The organism is Streptomyces sp. DF42 (assembly GCF_058267695.1).
Map to the genome: position 1 here is coordinate 5,379,334 of NZ_CM177859.1, position 21,292 is coordinate 5,400,625.

The 21,292-nt window shown below is 70.0% G+C and carries 21 protein-coding genes; 9 read left to right on the plus strand and 12 right to left on the minus strand.

Annotated features, from left to right (window positions below; genetic code table 11):
• Positions 1-8: 8 nt before the first annotated feature.
• On the minus strand, positions 9-794 hold the full coding sequence (locus ACYUED_RS24620; protein ID WP_491285068.1) for a Pr6Pr family membrane protein: 786 nt from the start codon (positions 792-794) through the stop codon (positions 9-11).
• Positions 795-914: 120 nt separating this feature from the next.
• Positions 915-1,850 (minus strand): metallophosphoesterase, encoded by a 936-nt coding sequence (locus ACYUED_RS24625; protein ID WP_491285072.1) that lies wholly within the window; start codon positions 1,848-1,850, stop codon positions 915-917.
• Between the two features lie 94 nt (positions 1,851-1,944).
• On the opposite strand from ACYUED_RS24625, the gene ACYUED_RS24630 reads away from it, so the two are divergent.
• Positions 1,945-2,412: a GatB/YqeY domain-containing protein gene (locus ACYUED_RS24630; RefSeq protein ID WP_266518762.1), complete on the plus strand. Its 468-nt coding sequence runs from the start codon at positions 1,945-1,947 to the stop codon at positions 2,410-2,412.
• Between the two features lie 173 nt (positions 2,413-2,585).
• On the opposite strand, the gene ACYUED_RS24635 is transcribed toward ACYUED_RS24630, so the two are convergent.
• A complete protein-coding gene (locus ACYUED_RS24635) occupies positions 2,586-4,838 on the minus strand; it encodes a transglycosylase domain-containing protein (protein ID WP_491285075.1) in 2,253 nt (750 codons plus the stop codon).
• Between the two features lie 409 nt (positions 4,839-5,247).
• On the opposite strand from ACYUED_RS24635, the gene wblA reads away from it, so the two are divergent.
• The gene (gene wblA, locus ACYUED_RS24640; protein ID WP_266520506.1) at positions 5,248-5,586 is read left to right on the plus strand and encodes a transcriptional regulator WblA; all 339 of its coding nucleotides are present in this window, start codon (positions 5,248-5,250) and stop codon (positions 5,584-5,586) included.
• 26 nt (positions 5,587-5,612) lie between these two features.
• On the opposite strand, the gene bagB is transcribed toward wblA, so the two are convergent.
• Positions 5,613-6,977, minus strand: a complete 1,365-nt coding sequence (gene bagB / locus ACYUED_RS24645; protein ID WP_491285078.1) for an ATPase BagB — start codon at positions 6,975-6,977, stop codon at positions 5,613-5,615.
• Complete coding sequence (gene bagA, locus ACYUED_RS24650) at positions 6,974-7,951, minus strand: ATPase BagA (RefSeq protein ID WP_491285080.1); 978 nt, start codon at positions 7,949-7,951, stop codon at positions 6,974-6,976. Before bagA ends, bagB begins: the two co-directional genes overlap by 4 nt.
• A 95-nt stretch (positions 7,952-8,046) precedes the next feature.
• Here bagA and sp36 point away from each other — a divergent pair, with 95 nt between their 5' ends.
• From sp36 to ACYUED_RS24670, 4 genes are read left to right on the plus strand one after another with little or no spacing between them, the layout of a single operon-like run.
• Positions 8,047-8,205: a Sp36 family protein gene (sp36, locus tag ACYUED_RS24655; protein ID WP_019992579.1), complete on the plus strand. Its 159-nt coding sequence runs from the start codon at positions 8,047-8,049 to the stop codon at positions 8,203-8,205.
• On the plus strand, positions 8,205-8,669 hold the full coding sequence (locus tag ACYUED_RS24660) for a RidA family protein (RefSeq protein ID WP_491285085.1): 465 nt from the start codon (positions 8,205-8,207) through the stop codon (positions 8,667-8,669). The genes sp36 and ACYUED_RS24660 overlap by 1 nt, the downstream gene beginning before the upstream one ends.
• A 59-nt stretch (positions 8,670-8,728) precedes the next feature.
• Complete coding sequence (locus tag ACYUED_RS24665; protein WP_491285087.1) at positions 8,729-9,610, plus strand: NUDIX hydrolase; 882 nt, start codon at positions 8,729-8,731, stop codon at positions 9,608-9,610.
• A complete protein-coding gene (locus ACYUED_RS24670; protein ID WP_491285089.1) occupies positions 9,607-10,437 on the plus strand; it encodes an MBL fold metallo-hydrolase in 831 nt (276 codons plus the stop codon). The genes ACYUED_RS24665 and ACYUED_RS24670 overlap by 4 nt, the downstream gene beginning before the upstream one ends.
• Before the next feature lie 54 nt (positions 10,438-10,491).
• On the opposite strand, the gene ACYUED_RS24675 is transcribed toward ACYUED_RS24670, so the two are convergent.
• Both ACYUED_RS24675 and ACYUED_RS24680 read right to left on the minus strand, forming a co-directional pair.
• Positions 10,492-11,313 carry a nucleotidyltransferase gene (locus ACYUED_RS24675; protein WP_491285091.1) on the minus strand — a complete coding sequence of 274 codons (822 nt, stop codon included), beginning with the start codon at positions 11,311-11,313 and terminating at the stop codon, positions 10,492-10,494.
• A 100-nt stretch (positions 11,314-11,413) separates the two neighbouring features.
• Positions 11,414-12,088 (minus strand): Crp/Fnr family transcriptional regulator, encoded by a 675-nt coding sequence (locus ACYUED_RS24680; RefSeq protein WP_266518778.1) that lies wholly within the window; start codon positions 12,086-12,088, stop codon positions 11,414-11,416.
• Positions 12,089-12,424: 336 nt separating this feature from the next.
• On the opposite strand from ACYUED_RS24680, the gene nth reads away from it, so the two are divergent.
• The 3 genes from nth to ACYUED_RS24695 all read left to right on the plus strand — a co-directional run bounded on the left by nth (position 12,425) and on the right by ACYUED_RS24695 (position 15,499).
• On the plus strand, positions 12,425-13,396 hold the full coding sequence (gene nth / locus ACYUED_RS24685; protein WP_491285095.1) for an endonuclease III: 972 nt from the start codon (positions 12,425-12,427) through the stop codon (positions 13,394-13,396).
• A gap of 88 nt (positions 13,397-13,484) precedes the next feature.
• Positions 13,485-14,180, plus strand: a complete 696-nt coding sequence (locus ACYUED_RS24690) for an NUDIX hydrolase (protein WP_491285097.1) — start codon at positions 13,485-13,487, stop codon at positions 14,178-14,180.
• 119 nt (positions 14,181-14,299) lie between these two features.
• Entirely contained in the window at positions 14,300-15,499 is a 1,200-nt protein-coding gene (locus ACYUED_RS24695) for a MarP family serine protease (RefSeq protein ID WP_491285099.1), read from the plus strand.
• 37 nt (positions 15,500-15,536) lie between these two features.
• On the opposite strand, the gene ACYUED_RS24700 is transcribed toward ACYUED_RS24695, so the two are convergent.
• The 5 genes from ACYUED_RS24700 to acs all read right to left on the minus strand — a co-directional run bounded on the left by ACYUED_RS24700 (position 15,537) and on the right by acs (position 21,094).
• Positions 15,537-15,719, minus strand: coding sequence for a hypothetical protein (locus tag ACYUED_RS24700; protein WP_491285101.1), 183 nt, complete (start codon positions 15,717-15,719; stop codon positions 15,537-15,539).
• A 260-nt stretch (positions 15,720-15,979) separates the two neighbouring features.
• Positions 15,980-16,948: an alpha/beta fold hydrolase gene (locus tag ACYUED_RS24705; protein ID WP_491285102.1), complete on the minus strand. Its 969-nt coding sequence runs from the start codon at positions 16,946-16,948 to the stop codon at positions 15,980-15,982.
• A complete protein-coding gene (locus ACYUED_RS24710; RefSeq protein ID WP_266518790.1) occupies positions 16,945-17,439 on the minus strand; it encodes a phage holin family protein in 495 nt (164 codons plus the stop codon). The genes ACYUED_RS24705 and ACYUED_RS24710 overlap by 4 nt, the downstream gene beginning before the upstream one ends.
• 60 nt (positions 17,440-17,499) lie before the next feature.
• Positions 17,500-18,936, minus strand: coding sequence for a Na+/H+ antiporter NhaA (nhaA, locus tag ACYUED_RS24715; protein ID WP_491285105.1), 1,437 nt, complete (start codon positions 18,934-18,936; stop codon positions 17,500-17,502).
• A gap of 157 nt (positions 18,937-19,093) precedes the next feature.
• Complete coding sequence (gene acs, locus ACYUED_RS24720) at positions 19,094-21,094, minus strand: acetate--CoA ligase (RefSeq protein ID WP_491285107.1); 2,001 nt, start codon at positions 21,092-21,094, stop codon at positions 19,094-19,096.
• Positions 21,095-21,292: the final 198 nt, after the last annotated feature.

Consider the following 21,292-nt stretch of genomic DNA (forward strand, 5'->3'; position numbering starts at 1 on the left):
CGTTTACTTTAGCCCACCGGTGGCTGGAGACGAAATCCGGTTTTCCCGCGGTGGCGGACGGGGTTCGGGCGGGCGTGGTCGAGGCCCACCATGAGGACGGCGAGGGCGTAGAAGCCGAGGCCGAGGAGGAGGGCGTTGGCGAGGACGTTCTTGTAGCTGTGCAGGTCGACGTCCAGGAACGGGTAGAGGTAGCGGCCCGGTGTGCCGGGCAGGATCAGCTCGCCTCGGGCGAAGGAGAGCAGCAGATAGGCCAGGGGGTAGAGCAGCCACGTCGCCGCCTGGCGGAGGTGCAGACGGCCGGGGGGCGTCAGGAACAGCCAGTCCAGCAGCGCCGCGATCGGGACCGCCGTGTGCAGGATCTGGTTGCTGATCCACTGCCAGCCGGCCGGGGGCGCCGCGTTGCTCGTCATGGAGAACGGACTCGAGGCGCCTGCCAGGAGCAGGTGGTACACCAGCCCGGTGATGGAGATGTAGAGGAGCGTCGCACCCACCAGGGCGGAGGGGAGCGGACGGCGGGCCGACCAGGCGCGGCGGGCCGAGAGCGCGAAGACCAGGGCCAGAAGGATGTTGCTCTGGATCGTGAAGTAGCTCAGCACTCGGACGGGGCTGCCGATGAGCAGGTCGATCGTGACGCCCGCCGCTGCCATCAGGGCGACCAGCAGGCGGTACACGGCGGTGAGGGGGTGGCGTACAGGGGTCACCACCGCGGAGGCGGGGACGAAGGAGGGCAGCAGCGTGGGCACGCCGGGCAGGGCGGGGAGGTCCGGGATGTCCCTGGGTATGGGGGCGGTCATGCCCTCAAGCTAGGCAATATGAACATATCGGGCCATGTGGGCGGGCCGTGCGGGTTACGGCCCTTCCGTCACACCGGAGCCGCGCCCGTCACCCTGGAGTCGCCACCGTCCCCCGCCACCTCACCGCGCCTCCTCCCGGCTCACCAGCGTCAGCAGTGTCGCCTCCGGCGGGCAGGCGAACCGTACGGGTGTGTAGCGGTTCGTTCCGCAGCCCGCCGACACGTGGAGGTATGACGTACGCCCCTCCGCCGTGTGCCGGGACAGGCCCTTCACGCGCTCCGCGTCCAGGTCGCAGTTGGTGACCAGGGCGCCGTAGAACGGGATGCAGAGCTGGCCGCCGTGTGTGTGGCCCGCCAGGACCAGGGGGTACGCGTCCGCCGTGAAGGAGTCCAGTACGCGCAGGTAGGGGGCGTGGACGACGCCCATCGAGAAGTCCGCGGCGTCGGACGGGCCGCCCGCCACCTGCGTGTAGCGGTCCCGCTTGATGTGCGGATCGTCCAGGCCCGTCAGCTCCACCGAGACGCCCTCGACCTTGAGCGTGCCGCGCGTGTTCGTCAGGTTCAGCCAGCCCGACGCGTCGAAACCGTCCCGCAGGTCCTCCCACGGGTTGTGGATGACGCCGGCCGCCGGTGGGTTGCCGTTCAGACCGTGCCGGCCCTGGGCCTTCTCCAGCAGGTAGCGGGCGGGGTTGCGGAGCTTGGGGCCGTAGTAGTCGTTGGACCCGAAGACGTATGCGCCCGGGAACTCCATCAGCGGGCCCAGCGCGTCCAGGACCTCCGGCACGCCCTCCGGGTCGGACAGGTTGTCGCCCGTGTTGATCACGAAGTCGGGGCGCAGGCCGGCCAGCGAGCGCAGCCAGCGCTGCTTCTTGCGCTGTCCGCCGACCATGTGGATGTCGGAGACCTGGAGGATGCGCAGTGGGTGCATTCCGGTGGGCAGGACGGGGACCGTGACCCGTCGCAGGCGGAAGGAGCGGACCTCGAAACCCGCCGCGTACACCACACCGGCGGCGCCGGCCGCCGCGATCCCCAGAGGTACTCCGTATCGAGCGCGCATACCTCCATCGTGTCAGACCCGGAAGGTGCCCCGAGCCCTACCGCCCTTTAAATGAACGGGCATCGGGCGGTCGGCACCTGCGACAATCAAACCCATGACCACCACGCTCAAGTCGAAGCTGCAGGAAGACCTCAACGCCGCGATCAAGGAGCGCGACGAGCTCCGCTCCTCGACGCTCCGGCTGACGCTCACCGCGATCACCAAGGAGGAGGTCGCGGGCAAGGAGAAGCGCGAGCTCTCCGACGACGAGGTGCAGAAGGTGATCACCAAGGAGGCGAAGAAGCGCCGGGAGGCCGCCGAGGCCTTCGCCCAGGGTGGTCGTGCCGAGTCGGCCGAGCGGGAGAAGGCGGAGGGCGAGGTGCTCGCCGGTTACCTGCCCAAGCAGCTCAGTGACGAGGAGCTGGAGCAGATCGTCGCCCAGGCCGTGGGGGAGGCGAAGGCGGCCGGTGCCGAGGGTCCGCGTGCCATGGGCGCCGTCATGAAGATCGTGAACCCCAAGGTCGCGGGCCTGGCCGAGGGCGGCCGCGTCGCCGCGGTGGTGAAGAGGCTGCTGGCGGGCTGAGCGGGGCGAGAGACGAGAGCGGCCCCTGATCGTCGTACGGAAGTAGTCCGCGTACGACGAGCAGGGGGCCGTCGGTGTGCTCAGGCTGCGTGGGTCGGGGGACGTGGGCGGTGGGGGCTGTGACGCGTGAGGCGCGCCGCCTCCCCCGGGGGGCCCGGGGTCCCTCCCGCTCGTCAGCCGCGCCGTCCCCCGTTCCCGTTCCCGTTGCCGCCGTCCTGGCCCTGGAACAGGTTGTCCGGGATGGAGAAGGTGGGGGTCGGGAAGGTGCCGCCGCCCGTGCCACCGTCGGTCAGGCCGCCGTTGCCGGTTCCGCCGTTGTCGCCGTTGTGCCCGTCGTCGTGGCCCTTGCCCTTGCCCTTGTCGGGGTCGGGGATGTCGACGAGGTTGAACTCCTGCACCGGCTTGCCGTCCAGGGCGCCGTCCATCATGTCCCGCCAGATCGGTCCGGGGACCTGACCGCCGTACACCTTCTCGTTCAGGACGCCGCCGATGCTGATGTTCTTCATCTGGCGCTTGTGGGCCGGGTCGCCGACCCAGACCGCACCCGCCATGTTCGGGGTGTAGCCGACGAACCAGGCCGCGTAGCGGTTGTCCGTCGTACCCGTCTTGCCGGCGCTCGGGCGGCTGTCGAGGCCCGCCTGCTGGCCCGTACCGTCCTCGACCACGCCCTTGAGCAGGGTGCTCACGGTGTCGGCGGTCTTCTCCGACATCGCCCGCGAGCAGGTCGACTTGGGCACCTCGAGCGACTTCTTCTGGCTGCCGACGGTCTGGGTGATCGACTCGATGGCGACCGGCGTGCAGTACATGCCGCGGGAGGCGAAGGTCGCGTACGCGTTCGCCATCGTCAGCGGGGACATCTCCTGGGTGCCGAGCGCGATGGAGGGCGCCTGCTGGATCTTCTTGCCGTCGGCCCGCTCGACGCCCATCTTCTGCGCCATCTGCGTCACCGGGCAGATGCCGATGGCACTGATCAGCTGCACGTAGTAGGTGTTGACCGACTTGGCGGTCGCTTCCTTCATCGCGTACGGGCCGTGCTCCGACGCGTTCTCGTTGGTGAGCTTGACGCCCTTCTCGTCCCAGGTCCTGCCGTCACAGGCCGAGACCGGGGCCGGGTAGTCCATCTCGTACGGCGACGAGTACGACTGCGTCGCGGGCGTGCCGCCCTCTATGGCGGCCGCGGCCACGATCGGCTTGAACGTCGAACCGGGCTGGTAGCCCGCGCCGCCGCCCATGCTCTGGTTCACGGACAGGTTGATCTGCGTCTCGTGCTTGCCGAAGCCGTACGGGCGGGACTGGCCCATGGCGAGGATCTTGCCGGTGCCGGGCTGGACGATGGTGGCGGCGGTGGCCACGTCGTCGGTCTTGTAGACGTGGTCCTTGATGGACGCCTGGACGGACGACTGGGACTGCGGGTCGAGCGTCGTACGGATCGTCAGACCGCCCTGGTTCCAGAGCTTGGCCCGGGTCTCCTTGGTCTTGCCGAACATCGGGTCGGTGAGGAACACCTCGCGCACGTAGTCGCAGAAGAAGCCGGCGCCCTTGACCGCGGTGATGCAGCCGTTCTTCGGCTTGCTGGGCTTCAGGCCGAGCGGCGCCTCCTTGGCCTTGTCGGCCTCCGTCTGCGAGATGTCACCCATGTCGGCCATGCGCTGCAGCACGACGTTGCGGCGCTTGGTGGCCTCCGCCTCGTCGTTGACCGGGTCGTAGCGGCTCGGCGACTGCACGATGCCCGCGAGCAGCGCCGACTCCTGGACGTTGAGGTCCTTGGCGTGCTTGGAGAAGTAGCGCTGGGCGGCGGCCTCGACGCCGTAGGCCTGCTCGCCGAAGAACGTGATGTTCAGGTAGTTCTCGAGGATCTTCTTCTTGCCGAGCTCTTCCTCGAGCTGAATCGCGTACTTCAGCTCCTTGATCTTGCGGCCGAGTGTCTGCTGCGTGGCCTGCGCGACCTTCGTCGGGTCGTCGCCGGCCTCCTCGATGGCGACGTTCTTCACGAGCTGCTGCGTGAGCGTGGAGGCGCCCTGGGCGACCCCGCTGCTCTGCACGTTCTTGTTCAGCGCGCGCAGGATGCCCTTCAGGTCGACCGCGCCGTGCTGGTAGTAGCGCGAGTCCTCGATCGCGACGATCGCCTTCTGCATGTACGGCGACATGTCCTTGAGGCCGACCACCGTGCGGTCGCGCGAGTAGACCGTGGCGATCTGGCCGCCGTCGGCGTCGAGGATCGTGGTGCGCTGGCTCAGGGGCGGCGTCTTGAGGTTGGTGGGGAGTTCGTCGAAACTCTCCACGGAACCCTTGGCCGCGAGTCCCAGCGCGCCGAAGGCGGGCAGCGCGATGCCGGCCAGCACTGCTCCCGCGAGCACACTGACACCGAGGAACTTCGCGGCCTGCTGCGTTGGCGACAGGCCACCGCCCGAGCGCTTCTTTGGCATGGGGGCAGCCTACGTTCTCATTCGCCGGACACACGTCAATGCCTTGGCCTAAGCTGCTCTCAACTGTCACAGCAGTAGGGCTACGTATCAATACGTCCGGCGACCCCGAATCGTTCCGGAGGTTCCCCAACTTTTTTTGGTGGGGACGTGTCCGAATTCGCCTTGTGTGTCATCCGGCGTCCGTTGTGACTCAACAGAACTGTCCCGGTTTGCCGGGAAAATCACGCATGTCGCCAGCTCACTCCCCCGGGTGATCTGCCGCTTACGCATAGTCCGTTCGGGCCATTCAAGATTGGGCCCGAAGGGGGTGTTGCGCTGTGCCCACCTTCCGTAACGTCCTCAACTGGCGGCGGTGAATATGCCGCTGCCGCCGTGGGGGAGCCTCGATTCGGGAGAGGACGGCGCCGGTATGGGCTGGGTAACCGACTGGAGTGCGCAGGCCGCCTGCCGCACTACCGATCCGGATGAACTGTTTGTTCAGGGAGCAGCGCAGAACAGGGCCAAGGCGGTGTGCACCGGATGCCCGGTACGCACCGAATGCCTGGCTGATGCGCTCGACAACCGCGTCGAGTTCGGCGTGTGGGGAGGCATGACGGAGCGGGAGCGCCGCGCACTGCTGCGCAGGCGACCCACCGTCACCTCCTGGCGCCGACTGCTCGAGACGGCTCGTGTGGAGTACGAGCGCGGTGTGGGCATCCTGCCGCTCGACGACGACGAGGTGTACGAGCACTACGCGGCGGTGAGCTGAGGGCACCACCCCGTCAGGGGCAACCCTCAGACGCGCGTCTCGGGCAGCTCCGGCCGATTGGCCGCGAGCCGGTCCCCGATGTCCCGCAGCCCCGTGAGGTCATGCACATCGCCGGGCAGCGCGGCCACTTCGGCCACCGCCACCTCGGGGTGGAGCGCGGTGAAACGGTCGCGCGTGCGCTGCTCGCGGGAGAGCAGCTGCATCCGCTCGGCGTGCAGCCTCAACAGGCCTGCCGTGAGCCGGTCGATGCTCTGTCCGTCGTCCTGGTCCTCCTGATCCGGACCGGGGGAGCCGGGCTCGGACGCGGGAGACTCGACGGGCGCGGATGCGGGGGACGACTCGGAGGATTCTGAACTGCCGTACGTGTCGGGAGAGTTACGAAGTCCAGCTTTCCCACCGTCCTGATCGACAATGCGGGGCTCCACAAGATTTTCCGCGGCGGCGAGCGCACGCTCGGCCGACAGCCGGACGGCGCCGCTGCCGTGGACCCGGTTGAGCACCAGACCGGCGAGCGGCATGTCCTCCGCGGCCAGCCGCTGAACGAAGTACGCGGCCTCGCGCAGCGCGTCCCGCTCCGGCGCGGCCACCACCAGGAACGCCGTCCCGGGCGCCTGCAGCAGCTTGTACGTGGCGTCCGCGCGCGTGCGAAACCCGCCGAACGTCGTGTCCATCGCGGCGACGAACGTCTGGACGTCCTTGAGCAGTTGACCGCCCAGCAGCTTGCCGAGCGTGCCCGTCATCATCGACATCCCGACGTTCAGGAACTTCATGCCGGCTCGTCCGCCGAGCTTGGCCGGGGCGGTGAGCAGCCGGATCAGCCGGCCGTCCAGGAACGAGCCCAGCCGCTTGGGTGCGTCGAGGAAGTCGAGAGCCGATCGGGACGGCGGTGTGTCCACGACGATCAGGTCCCATTCGTTGCGCGCGCGCAGCTGACCCAGCTTCTCCATCGCCATGTACTCCTGCGTGCCGGCGAAGCCCGCGGAGAGCGACTGGTAGAAGGGGTTGTTCAGGATCACGGCGGCCCGCTCGCGGTCCGCGTGCGCCTCGACGATCTCGTCGAAGGTGCGCTTCATGTCGAGCATCATGGCGTGCAGTTCGCCGTCGCCGTCGACGCCCTTCACCCGGCGCGGGGTGTTGTCGAGCGAGTCGATGCCCATGGACTGGGCGAGCCTGCGCGCCGGGTCGATGGTCAGCACGACCACCTTGCGCCCCCGCTCGGCGGCCCTGAGGCCCAGCGCCGCGGCGGTGGTGGTCTTGCCGACGCCGCCCGAGCCGCAGCACACCACGATCCGCGTCTTCGGGTCGTCCAGCAGCGGGTCGACGTCGAGCACACGCGTGTGGGAGAGGCGGTGACGGGTGCTCTCCTGGGCGGTGGCCGGGTCCGGACTCATGACATCCCCTGCTTCCGCAGCTCGGTGGCCAGCTCGTACAGCCCCGCCAGGTCCATGCCCTCGGCGAGCAGCGGCAGTTCGTGCAGAGGCAGGCCCAGCTCGGCGAGCACGGCCCGCTGTTCGTGCTCCAGCGCATAGCGCTCGGCGTACTCCTCGGCCTGCTGCAGGAGGGGGGCCACCAGCTTCTCGGCGTTCCCACCTCGTCGCGCGCCGCCGAGCCCCGCCGCCGACAGTGCCCTTGCCACAGATGAACGCGGCACGCTCCGTACGAGTTCCAGATCCGTCCCGTCCAACACCTCCGGCCGCACCATGTTCACCATGATCCGGCCCACCGGCAGCTTGGCGGCGCGCAGTTCGGCGATCCCGTCCGCGGTCTCCTGGACGGGCATCTCCTCAAGGAGCGTGACCAGGTGCACGGCCGTCTCCTTGGACTTCAGCACCCGCATCACGGCCTGCGCCTGATTGTGTATCGGGCCGATCTTGGCGAGGCCCGCCACCTCGTCGTTCACGTTCAGGAAGCGCGTGATGCGGCCCGTGGGCGGCGCGTCCATCACGACGTAGTCGTACGCGAACCGTCCGCTCTTGTCCTTCCTGCGCACCGCCTCGCAGGCCTTGCCGGTCAGAAGTACGTCCCTGAGACCGGGTGCGACGGTGGTGGCGAAGTCGATCGCACCGAGTTTCTTCAGGGCTCTTCCCGCGCCCCCCAGCTTGTAGAACATCTGGAGGTAGTCCAGAAGGGCCAGTTCGGGGTCGATGGCGAGGGCGTACACCTCCCCGCCCCCGGGAGCGACGGCGATCTTTCGCTCCTCATAAGGCAGCGCTTCCGTTTCGAAGAGCTGCGCGATGCCCTGGCGGCCCTCGACCTCGACGAGAAGCGTCCGCTTCCCCTCGGTCGCGAGGGCCAGCGCGAGGGCGGCGGCGACCGTCGTCTTTCCGGTCCCGCCCTTGCCGCTTACGACCTGGAGCCTGCTCACGTCTTCGAGCCTAACGAGTCTGTGTGCCAACCACGCGACAGCCTGTGGACAACGCGACCGCGGGAGGCGGGTGGGCAGCGGCTAGAGTCGGCCACATGACCAAGTGGGAATACGCGACTGTGCCGCTGCTCGTACACGCCACGAAGCAGATTCTGGACACCTGGGGCGAGGACGGCTGGGAGCTCGTCCAGGTCGTGCCCGGGCCGAACAACCCCGAGCAGCTGGTGGCCTACCTGAAGCGGGAGAAGCCGTAATGGGTGCCGTCGAGGCGAAGCTGGCCGAGCTCGGCCTGACCCTGCCCGAGGTCGTACCGCCGCTGGCCGCGTACCAGCCGGCCGTGCAGTCCGGCGTGTACGTCTACACGGCCGGCCAGCTTCCGATGGTGGAGGGCAAGCTGCCCGTCACCGGCAAGGTCGGCGCGGAGGTCACGCCCGAGGAGGCCAAGGAGCTGGCCCGCACCTGCGCCCTGAACGCCCTGGCCGCCGTCAAGTCCGTGACCGGCGACCTGGACCGCATCGCGCGCGTGGTGAAGGTCGTCGGCTTCGTCGCCTCGGCGTCGGACTTCACCGGCCAGCCCGGTGTGGTGAACGGCGCCAGCGAACTGCTCGGTGAGGTCCTCGGCGACAAGGGCGTGCACGCGCGCAGCGCGGTCGGCGTGGCGGTGCTGCCGCTGGACGCACCGGTCGAGGTCGAGATCCAGGTCGAGCTCGTACCGTAGCCACCGCTCTGACCTCGGGGCCTCTCGAACATTCGCGCACCACGGGATAGCCTCCGCCCATGGCGAATGGGCAGTGGTTCCCGCAGGACTGGCCGGAACGCATCCGCGCACTCGCGGACGGCAGCCTCACCCCGGTCGTCCCCAAGCGCGCCGCGACCGTCATGCTCCTGAAGGACACCGACCTCGGCCCCGTCGTGCACATGCTGCGCAGACGCGCCTCCATGGCCTTCGCCGGAGGCGCGTACGCGTATCCGGGCGGGGGCGTGGACCCCCGCGACGACGAGCATCACGTCCGCTGGGCGGGCCCCACGCGCGCGTGGTGGGCCGAGCGGCTCGGCGTCGACGAGCGGGAGGCCCAGGCGATCGTCTGCGCGGCCGTCCGTGAGACGTACGAGGAGGCGGGGGTCCTGCTGGCCGGGCCGGCCGCCGGCTCCGTGGTCGGCGACACCACGGGCGAGGACTGGGAGGCGGACCGTGCGGCCCTGGTCGCCCGCGACGTCTCCTTCGCCGAGTTCCTGGACCGCCGCGGCCTCGTCCTGCGCTCGGACCTGCTGGGCGCCTGGACCCGCTGGATCACCCCGGAGTTCGAACCCCGGCGCTACGACACCTGGTTCTTCGTGGCTGCCCTCCCGCACGGCCAGCGCACCCGCAACGCCTCCACGGAGGCGGACCGCACGGTGTGGATCCGGCCCGGGGACGCGGCGGCCTCGTACGACAAGGGCGAGCTGACGATGATGCCGCCCACCATCGCGACCCTGCGCCAGCTCGCCCCGTGGGCCACGGCCGCCGACGCGCTCGCCGCAGCCCCCGAACGCGATCTCACCCCCGTCCTCGCGCAGGCCCGGCTGCTGGACGGCGAGATCCTGCTGTCCTGGCCGGGCCACGACGAGTTCACGAAGCACATCCCGACCGACCTTCCGACCGGTGGAGCCTCGGCATGACGGACGCAGCAGCCCTTCCCGGCCAGCCGCGGGGCGGGGTCCTCACCGGCCCCGCCACCTCCCGCGCCGTCAACGTCCTGGCGCCCAACGCCTCGGCGATGACCCTCGACGGCACCAACACCTGGATCCTCGCCGAACCCGGATCGGACCTGGCCGTCGTCGTCGACCCCGGCCCGCTGGACGAAGGACACCTGCGCAACGTCGTGGACACGGCCGAGAAGGCCGGCCGGCGCGTCGCGCTCACCCTGCTGACCCACGGCCACCCGGACCACGCGGAGGGCGCCGTACGCTTCGCCGGGCTGACCGGCACGAAGGTACGCGCCCTGGATCCGGCACTGCGGCTGGGCGACGAGGGGCTGGCCGCGGGGGACGTGATCGCGGTCGGCGGCCTGGAGCTGAGGGTCGTACCGACGCCCGGCCACACCTCGGACTCCCTGTGCTTCCACCTCCCGGCAGACCAGGCCGTCCTGACCGGCGACACCGTGCTGGGCCGCGGTACGACGGTCGTGGCGCACCCCGACGGCCGCCTGGGCGACTACCTCGACTCGCTGCGGCGGCTGCGGTCGCTGACGGTCGACGACGGCGTCCACACCGTGCTGCCGGGCCATGGCCCGGTCCTGGAGGACGCCCAGGGAGCCGTCGAGTTCTATCTCGCCCACCGTGCCCACCGCCTCGCCCAGGTCGAGACGGCCGTCGAGGACGGCCACGGCAGCCCGTCCGAAGTCGTCGCCCGCGTGTACGCGGACGTGGACCGCTCCCTGTGGCCGGCGGCCGAACTGTCGGTACGGGCACAGCTGGACTACCTGGAGGAGCACGGGCTCATCTAGGCAGTCCGTGAGGGGGAAGGGCGGGGCCCGGGCCGGGCTCTCCCCGGCCCGGGCTCAGTCCGGCCTGGGGGCCTTCACGCCGTGCACGCGCGCGTACTCGTCGGCGAGCCATGGGCCCAGGTCGTCGACGTACGACCGCAGCACGGCGGGATCGCCGTTCGGCTCGCGTCCGAGGACGGCCGCCGCGCGCAGTTGCTCGGCCCGCTGCGGGTAGTAGGCGCCGAAGACCTCGGCCATCTCCGCCAGGTCGCTGGTCCAGCCGTTCCAGCGGGGCATGACGAGTGTGAACGCGGTGCGGACGAGATGCCGGGACATGAACCGTACGAGGGGCCGCCGTGCCTCCTCCGTGTCGTCGCCGGCCGCGATCCGCTGCCGCCAGCGGGGCAGCAGCAGGGCCAGGTCCCCGTTGGTCTCGCGGGCGAGCAGGGAGTCGGGGCGATAGCGGGGCAGGTACTCGGCGAGGTCCTCACCGAGCAACGGCGTGCACAGACAGGCGACGAACCAGCCCAGGTCGTGCGTCTCCGCCTCGCTCAGCAGCCGCGCCCGGCCGTACAGCAGCGTGCCGACCCCGTCGATCTGCGCGAACTCCTTGTCGACGGCCTCACCGAGCGCCCGCACGGCCTCCCGGTCCCCCTCGGACGGCTCCTCCCGCAGCGCGACCAGCAAGTCCAGGTCGCTGCGTCCCACGCGTGCGTGGCCCCGCGGAATCGACCCGTAGAGGTACGCGCTGTGCAGCCGCGCCCCGAACACCCCGAGCAGCCGGTCCCGGGCGGCGGCCACCACCGGGCGGAACGCGCGCGGGACGAGGCCGAGGGAGCCCTCGCGCTCGATGTAGCCCTGGGAATCAAGGCCCTTGGGGGTCGCGTTCTCCGACATGGGGTCACTACACCAGGCTCGTCCGGCGTTTGCGGACGAGGCCGTTCGGGCCGAACGGGGGTCCGGAGGCTTTGCCCCGGACCACGGTTCGGACGCGGCGTCAGCGGGACCGCTTGGCCAGCCGCTCGATGTCCAGCAGGATCACGGCCCGCGCCTCCAGGCGCAGCCATCCGCGCTGCGCGAAGTCGGCCAGCGCCTTGTTGACCGTCTCGCGCGAGGCGCCGACCAGTTGGGCCAGCTCCTCCTGCGTCAGGTCGTGGACGACGTGGATGCCCTCCTCGGACTGCACGCCGAAGCGGCGGGAGAGGTCCAGCAGGGCGCGGGCGACACGGCCGGGGACGTCCGAGAAGACCAGGTCGGACATCTGGTCGTTGGTCTTGCGCAGGCGCCGGGCGACGGCGCGCAGCAGGGCGCCGGCCACCTCGGGCCGCACGTTCAGCCAGGGCTGAAGGTCGCCGTGGCCGAGGCCGAGGAGCTTGACCTCGGTCAGCGCGGTGGCCGTGGCGGTCCGCGGGCCCGGGTCGAAGAGCGACAGCTCGCCGATCAGCTCGCTGGGGCCGACGACGGCGAGCATGTTCTCGCGGCCGTCGGGGGACGTGCGGTGGAGCTTCACCTTGCCCTCGGTGACGACGTAGAGCCGGTCACCGGGGTCGCCCTCGTGGAAGAGCGCGTCGCCGCGCGCGAGGGTCACCTCGCTCATGGAGGCGCGAAGCTCCGCGGCCTGCTCGTCGTCGAGCGCCGCGAAGAGCGGGTTGCGCCGCAGAACGTCGTCCACGAGTACTCTCCTTGTCGACCTGCTCAGGGGATCTTGCTCCCCCTTGGTACCAGGGGACCGTGTTCCCCATTTTGCCGGACGGTCCAAACAGTGTGATCTGTCACAAGGATGCCGCACACCTGTCCCGAGGTAAGCGGCAGGGGTCCAATTGGGGGCCGATCTTCCGGGTCCGGGGCGGATGTCAGTGCCGGGCTTTAGGCTGGCCGGGTGTCCAAAACGCCGGTGAGAGCACAGGCCAAGGGGGCTGGGCGGGTGGTTGTACGTCGTGATTCCGCTGTGGGCGAACAGAACTCCGGTGGCGGAAAGAAACCGGCAAAAGCGACGAAAAGCGCTCCGGTGAAGAAGGCCGTGGCAAAGGAGACTGCCGCGAAAAAGGCAGCCTCCGCCGTGAAAAAGTCCGCGGCCGTCAAAAAGGCGACAGCCGCGCCCAAGAAGGCGACAGCCGCGCCCAAGAAGGCGACCGTAGTGCCCAAGAAGGCGACCGCCGCGGTCAAGGACGTTCCTCCCGCGAAGGCCGTGGCCAAGCCGCTGAAGGGCGAGTCGCGCACCGCGCTGGTCCGCCGCGCCCGCCGCATCGACCGCGAGCTCGCCCAGGTGTATCCGTACGCCCACCCGGAGCTGGATTTCGACAACCCCTTCCAGCTCGTGGTCGCCACGGTCCTGTCCGCCCAGACCACCGACCTCAGGGTCAACCAGACGACGCCGGGGCTCTTCGCCAAGTACCCCACCCCGGAGGACCTGGCCGCCGCCAACCCCGAGGAGGTCGAGGAGATCCTGCGCCCGACCGGCTTCTTCCGGGCCAAGACCAAGTCCGTCATGGGGCTGTCGAAGGCGCTGGTGGAGCAGTTCGGCGGGGAGGTTCCCGGCCGTCTCGAGGACCTGGTGAAACTGCCGGGCGTGGGTCGCAAGACCGCCTTCGTGGTGCTGGGGAACGCGTTCGGCCGCCCCGGCATCACCGTGGACACGCACTTCCAGCGGCTGGTGCGGCGCTGGCAGTGGACCGAGGAGAGCGACCCGGACAAGATCGAGGCCGCCGTCGGTGCGCTCTTCCCCAAGAGCGACTGGACGATGCTCTCGCACCACGTGATCTTCCATGGCCGCCGCATCTGCCACGCCCGCAAGCCCGCCTGCGGCGCCTGCCCCATCGCCCCGCTCTGCCCGGCGTACGGCGAGGGCGAGACGGATCCCGAGAAGGCGAAGAAGCTGCTCAAGTACGAGAAGGGCGGCCTCCCCGGCCAGCGCCTCAAGCCTCCGCAGTCCTACCTGGACGCGGGCGGCAGGCCGGCGCCGCCACTGGGGGCCGGATGACGGGCGAGCCGCCGGGCCGCGCGGTCCGCGTCGGCTCAGGAACGATCGAGGGGCTTCGGGGCGTTGGACTCGGCAGGACGGGGGTGCGATGACGCGCGCTAGTGATACGCAGGGCGGGTCGGTGACGATCAGCAAGGAGGGCCTGCCCGAGTGGCTCGGCCCGGTGGTGCGGGCCGTGGAGACCGTGCAGCCGCTGCAGCTGAGCCGCTTCCTCCCGCCGGAGGACGGGGCGGGGCGGCAGTCCGCCGTACTCATCCTCTTCGGCGAGGGGGAGCGCGGCCCCGAGTTGCTGCTCATGGAGCGCGCGAGTTCACTCAGGTCACACGCCGGGCAGCCCTCCTTCCCGGGCGGCGCCCTCGACCCGGAGGACGGCGACCCGAAGGGCGACGGGCCGCTCAGAGCCGCGCTGCGGGAGGCCGAGGAGGAGACAGGGCTCGACCCGTCGGGCGTCCAGCTCTTCGGCGTCCTGCCCAAGCTGTACATCCCGGTCAGCGGCTTCGTCGTGACCCCGGTGCTGGGCTGGTGGCACGAGCCGAGCCCGGTCGGGGTCGTCGATCCGAACGAGACGGCACGGGTCTTCACCGTCCCCGTGGCGGATCTCACGGACCCGGGCAACCGGGCCACCACCGTCCACCCCAGCGGCCACCGAGGTCCGGCATTTCTGGTCGAATCGGCCCTGGTCTGGGGCTTCACGGGCGGGATCATCGACCGCCTGCTCCATTACGCGGGCTGGGAGCGGCCCTGGGACCGGGAGAACCAGGTCCCGCTCGACTGGCGGTCATGACAGGGTGTCTGCCGTGCTGTGTCTTTTCGGGGGACGCCGTATCCGATCACCGCTGTGCGGTGCGCCGGCCCCCGGCCGACCTGAGGTGACCGCGAAGTGATGAGGCGAGGCTCGAACCGGTGAACGTGCTGGACATCCTGTTGCTGGTCGCCGCCGTGTGGTTCGCGATCGTGGGCTACCGCCAGGGTTTCGTCGTCGGCATCCTGTCGGTGATCGGCTTTCTCGGCGGCGGTCTCGTGGCCGTCTACACCCTGCCCGTCATCTGGGACGCGCTCACCGAAAACGCGGAGGTGAGCACGACCGCCGCCGTGGTCGCGGTCGTGGTCGTCATCGTCTGCGCCTCCGTCGGCCAGGCCCTCACCACTCACCTGGGCAACAAGCTGCGCCGCTACATCACCTGGTCCCCGGCCCGCGCCCTGGACGCGACCGGCGGCGCCCTGGTCAACGTTGTCGCGATGCTCCTGGTGGCGTGGCTGATCGGTTCCGCCCTCGCGGGCACCACACTGCCGACCCTCGGCAAGGAGGTCCGCGGCTCCAAGGTGCTCCTCGGTGTCTCCCGGGCCCTGCCCAACCGGGCCGACACCTGGTTCGCCGACTTCTCCTCCGTCCTCGCGCAGAACGGCTTCCCGCAGGTCTTCAGCCCGTTCTCGAACGAGCCGATCACCGACGTCCGGCCCCCCGACCCGGCCCTCGCGAACAGCCCCGTGGCCACGAGCGCGAAGCGCTCCGTCGTCAAGGTCATGGGCACCGCCCAGAGCTGCGGCAAGGTCCTGGAGGGCAGCGGCTTCGTCTTCGGCGACCGCCGCGTCATGACCAACGCGCATGTCGTCGGAGGCGTCGACGAGCCCACCGTGCAGATAGGCGGCGAGGGCAGGAAGTACGACGCGACGGTCGTCCTCTACGACTGGCACCGCGACATCGCCGTCCTCGACGTGCCCGATCTCAAGGCGCCCGCCCTGAAGTTCACCAGCACGGACGCCAGGAGCGGCGACAGCGCGATCATCGCCGGCTTCCCGGAGAACGGCTCGTACGACGTCCGAGCCGCACGCGTGCGTGGCCGTCTCCCGGCCAACGGCCCGGACATCTACCATCGCGGCACCGTCCGCCGAGACGTCTACTCGCTGTACACGACCGTCCGCCAGGGCAACTCCGGCGGCCCACTGCTCACGCCCGAAGGCCATGTGTACGGCGTGGTCTTCGCGAAGTCCCTCGACGACGCCGAGACGGGGTACGCCCTCACCGCGGACGAGATCCAGGAGGACGTCACCAAGGGGCGTACCGCGAACCAGCAGGTGGACAGCGACAGCTGTGCCCTCTGATGCTTCGCGAGGAGTCTTCGCGTGAGTGAGAAGGGCGTCAGCCTCGGGGGTGACGCAGGCGTACCGTGACCCAGCGGGCCCGGCGGCGCAGAATGCGCGGAATGCCCACCCTTGGGTCCGTATCCGCCATTTGCGGTGCACCGCCTCGCTGGTGGGAACTCAGGCCACTGCCCGAGCGGCGAGTGCGTGCTACGTCACTGTAGTCGTGCGTCCAGCCCATACCCCGACGTGTGCCCCCGCCCCAAGGTCGATAACCGCCTCGTGGGCCCCCAATTGGCCTATGCGCCAGGCAATTGGCCGTTCGTAGGACACGTGTTCCGATCCGGATACCGGGCGCACCGGCTCGGTCACCGATCGGGCTCGGGATCTTTCAGCCAAATTGACCAGTTCTATGGAGAAAGCGACCGGGGCCTCTTCGTGCGGGCTGTGTTGTCCCGGGGGCAACCCCCGGGCCCCGGCAGGGCTCGGTGCGGCGGTGTCTCAGCGGTCCGGTTCGGGATCCTTGAGCCAGTTGACCAGCTCCGTCGAGAAGGCGACCGGGTCCTCCTCGTGCGGGAAGTGCCCCAGCCCGTCGAACAGCCGCCAGCGGTACGGGGCTTCGACGTACTCGCCGGATCCGGCGGCGCTGCGCGTGCGCATCACGGGGTCGAGCGAGCCGTGGAGATGGAGGGTCGGGACCCGGAGGGGGCGCTTCATGCGGCGGTTGAACTGGATGCCGTCCGGGCGGGCGATGGAGCGGACCATCCAGCGGTACGGCTCGATCGAGCAGTGCGCGGTCGACGGGATGGACATCGCGCGGCGGTACGTCTCCACCGCCTCGTCGTCCGGCGGGTTCGGTCCGGACCACTCCCGGATCAGCTCGGCGACGAGCGCGCTGTCGTCCGCGTTCAGCTGCCGCTCAGGGATCCAGGGGCGCTGGAATCCCCAGATGTAGGAGCCCGCCCGGGTCTGCTTGACGTCCGAGAGCATCGCCGAGCGCCAGCGCCGGGGATGCGGCATGGACTCCACCGCGAGCCGCCGCACCAGCTTGGGGCGCATCACGGCCGCCGTCCACGCCAGGTATCCGCCCAGGTCGTGGCCGACCAGCGCGGCGTCCGGCTCGCCCAGGGAGCGGATCACGCCGGTGATGTCGAGAGCGAGGCCCGCGGGGTCGTAGCCGCGCGGGGTGCGGTCGCTGCCGCCGACGCCGCGCAGGTCCATGGCGACGGCCCGGAAGCCCGCCTCGGCCAGCGCGGTCAGCTGGTGCCGCCAGGTCCACCAGAACTGCGGGAAACCGTGCAGCAGCAGCACCAGCGGCCCGTCGCCGACCTCGGCGATGTGGAAGCGCGCGCCGTTGGCGGCCACGTCACGATGCGTCAGCTTCGTCCCGTCGGGGAGGGCGTCCGGTCGTACGACCGAAGTGGGTGGCGTGGAAGGTGATTGCCCCGAAGGGAGGGAGGAGCCCGTCATGAGGACGAGCGTGCCACAGCCTCGATGGCCTCGGGGGCCCGGTCCTCGATCGCCCTGGGCTCGGGCCGCGGGTGCGGCTTGGCCTTCTGCAGCACGCCCGCGCTCTCCTTCATCGACGCGGCCACCTTCTGCGGGCCCTGGCTCTTCTTTGCCTTCTTCGCGAAGACCACGCCGATCAGCGCCAGGACGACCGCGACCAGCACGTTCGCCGCGAACGACAGCAGGAAGCAGATCGCGAGATTCCAGTGGCTCCAGGTCCGGATGCCGTACGCCAGCGCGAAGTTCAGCATCGGCAGGGAGAACAGCAGGATGGCCGCGGCAACCGAGAACGCGCCTCCGCTCGTCGCGCCGCGCTTGACGTCCTGCTTGAGCTGCGCCTTGGCCAGCGCGATCTCGTCGTGCACGAGCGCCGACATCTCGGTCGTCGCGGAGGCGAACAGCTGGCCGATGCTGCGTTCGGCGCCGACCGGGCTGCCGTCGGGTGCGCTCATCGCGGTCTCCCTCTTCTGCCTTGCGGCTTTCGGACGGTCCTTTTGTACCGTCCCGTCAGATCATGCCGGACGGCCGTTGTCCTCGCCTGCCCCGCCCGGTACTTCGGCAAGCGCGCGTCGCTCGGCGGCCTTCTCTTCGGCGATCCGGCGGTGCTCGGCGGCCTTGTTCTCGTGGATGGCTGCCATCCGCAGGTGGTACGCCGGGTCGTCCTCCTCGTAGATGTCCGGGATGCCGTCCAGGTCCTCGTCGCGCTCCTCGGCCTCGCACAGGCGGCGGTACTTGGCGTTGCGTACCTTCAGCAGCACCGTGGCCAGCGTCGCCGCGAGGAGGGAGCCCGTGAGTACGGCGGCCTTGGCCTCGTCCGTCAGTACGGCGTCCCCGGCGAAGGCGAGCTCGCCGATCAGCAGCGACACGGTGAAGCCGATGCCGGCCAGGGCCGCCACCGCGAACACGTCCGCCCACGCGAGGTCCTCGCTCAGCGACGCCCGGGTGAAACGGGCCGTCAGCCAGGTACCGCCGAAGATCCCGAGCGTCTTGCCGACGACGAGCCCGAGGACGACGCCCAGTGTCTCCGGCTTGGTGAACACATCCCCGAGCGCGCCGCCGGACACCGCGACACCGGCGCTGAACAGCGCGAACAGCGGTACGGCGAGGCCTGCCGACAGGGGCCGCAGAAGGTGCTCGACATGCTCGCCGGGGGAGTGCCGCTCGCCCTCCTGGCGGTGGCAGCGCAGCATCAGGCCCATGGCCACGCCCGCGATGGTGGCGTGGATCCCGCTGTTGTACATCAGCGCCCAGATCACGAGCGCGAGCGGGACGTACACGTACCACCCGCGAACGCCCTTGCGCAGCAGCAGCCAGAAGAGCACCAGGCCCACGACGGCGCCGCCCAGCGCGGCGAAGTCGATGGAGCCGGTGAAGAAGACCGCGATGATCAGGATCGCGAAGAGGTCGTCGACGACGGCGAGGGTGAGCAGGAAGGCGCGCAGGGCGCTGGGCAGGGACGTACCGATGACCGCGAGGACCGCGAGGGCGAACGCGATGTCGGTGGCGGTGGGCACCGCCCAGCCCTGGAGCGAGCCGCTGCCGGTGATGTTGGTGAGGGTGTAGACGAGCGCCGGTACGGCCATGCCGCACAGCGCGGCGACCACCGGCAGTGCGGCCGCCCTGGGCTCCCGCAGGTCACCGGCGACCAGTTCGCGCTTGAGCTCGATGCCGGCGACGAAGAAGAAGACGGCGAGGAGTCCGTCGGCGGCCCAGTGCGCGACCGACAGGTGCAGGCCGAGGGCCCGAGGTCCGAAGTGGAAGTGACTGACGCTCTCGTAGCTGTCGTGCAGCGCGGGTGTGTTCGCCCAGACCAGTGCCGCGATCGTGGCGAGGAGGAGCAGCACACCGCCGACGGTCTCGGTGCGCAGCGCGTCCGCGACGAAGGTCCGCTCGGGCAGGGACAGGCGTCCGAGAACCTTGCGGGGGGCGGTCGTGCGGGGCGCGCTCACGGGGAGACCTCCGGTCGGTGGGCAGGGCTGCACTGCTTGCCGACCAGACTTCCCGGCACACCTTGAGGGTCACGTTGTTTTGTTTAGTTTACCTAAAAGGGGCGCCCTGCGCTCTTCGCGCCGGACGCCCCTGTCAGGACGGGGACTTCGCGGGGTCTCAGTCCTCGCTCGGCGCCGCCGGCAGCTTCGTCTGGATCAGGTCCATCACCGTCGAGTCCGTCAGCGTGGTCACGTCACCGAGCTGGCGGTTCTCGGCGACGTCCCGCAGCAGGCGCCGCATGATCTTGCCGGAGCGAGTCTTGGGCAGCTCGGCGACCGGAAGGACCCGCTTCGGCTTGGCGATCGGGCCGAGCGTGCTGCCGACGTGGCCTCGCAGGTCGGCGATGAGGTTCTCGTCCTCGGCGTTCGCCGTGCCGCGCAGGATCACGAAGGCGACGATCGCCTGGCCCGTCGTCTCGTCCGCGGCGCCGACGACGGCCGCCTCGGCGACCGAGGGGTGGGACACCAGCGCCGACTCCACCTCCGTCGTCGAGATGTTGTGCCCGGACACGAGCATCACGTCGTCGACGCGCCCGAGGAGCCAGATGTCCCCGTCGTCGTCCTTCTTCGCCCCGTCACCGGCGAAGTACTTGCCCTCGAAGCGCGACCAGTACGTGTCGAGGAAGCGCTGGTCGTCGCCCCAGATGGTGCGCAGCATGGACGGCCACGGCTCGGTGAGGACCAGATAGCCACCGCCGCCGTTGGCCACCTCGCTCGCCTCGTCGTCGACGACGGTCGCGGAGATGCCGGGCAGCGGGGTCTGCGCGGAACCGGGCTTGGTCTCGGTGACGCCCGGCAGCGGCGAGATCATCATCGCGCCGGTCTCGGTCTGCCACCAGGTGTCGACGATCGGCGTCCGGTCGGCGCCGATGTGCTTGCGGTACCAGATCCACGCCTCGGGGTTGATCGGCTCACCCACGGAACCCAGCACCCGCAGGCTGCTGAGATCGAACTTCGCGGGGATGTCGTCGCCCCACTTCATGAACGTACGGATGGCGGTGGGCGCCGTGTACAGGATCGTCACCCCGTACTTCTGCACGATCTCCCAGAAGCGGCCCTGGTGCGGGGTGTCCGGCGTGCCCTCGTACATCACCTGGGTCGCGCCGTTGGCCAGCGGCCCGTAGACGATGTACGAGTGCCCGGTGACCCAGCCGACGTCGGCCGTGCACCAGTAGACGTCCGTCTCCGGCTTGAGGTCGAAGACGGCGTGGTGCGTGTACGCGGTCTGCGTGAGGTAGCCGCCGGAGGTGTGCAGGATGCCCTTCGGCTTACCCGTCGTACCGGACGTGTACAGGATGAACAGCGGGTGCTCGGCGTCGAACGCCTCGGGCGTGTGCTCGGCCGACTGCCGCTCGACGATCTCGTGCCACCACACGTCGCGGCCCTCGGTCCAGGCGACCTCCTGACCGGTACGGCGTACGACGAGGACGTGGTTCACGTTGTCCACGCGCGCGACGGCGTCGTCGACGGCAGGCTTCAGCGCGGACGGCTTGCCGCGCCGGTAGCCGCCGTCGGTGGTGATGACGACCTTGGCGTCGGCGTCCTGGATGCGCGTGGCGAGGGCGTCGGCCGAGAAGCCGCCGAAGACCACGGAGTGCGCGGCGCCGATCCGGGCGCAGGCCAGCATCGCGACCGCCGTCTCCGGGATCATCGGCATGTAGACGGCGACCCGGTCGCCTGCCTGAACACCCAGCTCCAGCAGGGCGCCCGCGGCTTTCGACACCTCGTCCTTGAGCTCGGCATAGGTGATCGCCCGGCTGTCGCCGGGCTCGCCCTCGAAGTGGATGGCGACGCGGTCGCCGTTGCCCGCCTCGACATGGCGGTCCACGCAGTTGTACGCGACGTTGAGCGCGCCGTCCTTGAACCACTTGGCGAACGGCGGGTTCGACCAGTCAAGCGTCTCGGTCGGCTCCTTGGCCCAGGTCAGCCGACGTGCCTGCTCGGCCCAGAAGCCGAGCCTGTCAGCCTTGGCCTGCTCGTACGCCTCCGCCGTGACGTTGGCGCCCGCGGCGAGGTCAGCCGGCGGCGCGAAGCGTCGCTCCTCCTTCAAGAGGTTGGCCAGGCTTTCGTTGCTCACGACATCTCCCTTTCTCAGGGTGTCCGTTGTGTCCCAGGCCACAGCTCATCAGACCCGGGGGGCCGGTGACAAGGGCCGACGGCAAATTGGTTTAGACCTGTCGGCGCGGTGGTGCGGCGCCCGGCGTCATCCGTACCCACGGACGCCGACGGGGCGGAGTTCAGCACTTGTAACGCCTCTCACATCCCTGTGCACCGACGCCCCGCGGACCCTGCCACGACTTTAGTGGCGCAGGCGAGC

What these genes read in the sequence shown, in the direction of transcription:
- ACYUED_RS24625 (WP_491285072.1), bottom strand. Translation starts at nt 1,850, where the DNA reads ATGCGCGCTCGATACGGAGTACCTCTGGGGATCGCGGCGGCCGGCGCC.
- ACYUED_RS24670 (WP_491285089.1), top strand. Translation starts at nt 9,607, where the DNA reads ATGACGGACGCAGCAGCCCTTCCCGGCCAGCCGCGGGGCGGGGTCCTC.
- ACYUED_RS24665 (WP_491285087.1), top strand. Translation starts at nt 8,729, where the DNA reads ATGGCGAATGGGCAGTGGTTCCCGCAGGACTGGCCGGAACGCATCCGC.
- ACYUED_RS24700 (WP_491285101.1), bottom strand. Translation starts at nt 15,719, where the DNA reads ATGGGCTGGACGCACGACTACAGTGACGTAGCACGCACTCGCCGCTCG.
- bagB (WP_491285078.1), bottom strand. Translation starts at nt 6,977, where the DNA reads ATGAGTCCGGACCCGGCCACCGCCCAGGAGAGCACCCGTCACCGCCTC.
- ACYUED_RS24705 (WP_491285102.1), bottom strand. Translation starts at nt 16,948, where the DNA reads ATGACGGGCTCCTCCCTCCCTTCGGGGCAATCACCTTCCACGCCACCC.
- wblA (WP_266520506.1), top strand. Translation starts at nt 5,248, where the DNA reads ATGGGCTGGGTAACCGACTGGAGTGCGCAGGCCGCCTGCCGCACTACC.
- ACYUED_RS24660 (WP_491285085.1), top strand. Translation starts at nt 8,205, where the DNA reads ATGGGTGCCGTCGAGGCGAAGCTGGCCGAGCTCGGCCTGACCCTGCCC.
- ACYUED_RS24620 (WP_491285068.1), bottom strand. Translation starts at nt 794, where the DNA reads ATGACCGCCCCCATACCCAGGGACATCCCGGACCTCCCCGCCCTGCCC.
- ACYUED_RS24690 (WP_491285097.1), top strand. Translation starts at nt 13,485, where the DNA reads ATGACGCGCGCTAGTGATACGCAGGGCGGGTCGGTGACGATCAGCAAG.
- ACYUED_RS24635 (WP_491285075.1), bottom strand. Translation starts at nt 4,838, where the DNA reads ATGCCAAAGAAGCGCTCGGGCGGTGGCCTGTCGCCAACGCAGCAGGCC.
- sp36 (WP_019992579.1), top strand. Translation starts at nt 8,047, where the DNA reads ATGACCAAGTGGGAATACGCGACTGTGCCGCTGCTCGTACACGCCACG.
- ACYUED_RS24710 (WP_266518790.1), bottom strand. Translation starts at nt 17,439, where the DNA reads ATGAGCGCACCCGACGGCAGCCCGGTCGGCGCCGAACGCAGCATCGGC.
- ACYUED_RS24630 (WP_266518762.1), top strand. Translation starts at nt 1,945, where the DNA reads ATGACCACCACGCTCAAGTCGAAGCTGCAGGAAGACCTCAACGCCGCG.
- ACYUED_RS24675 (WP_491285091.1), bottom strand. Translation starts at nt 11,313, where the DNA reads ATGTCGGAGAACGCGACCCCCAAGGGCCTTGATTCCCAGGGCTACATC.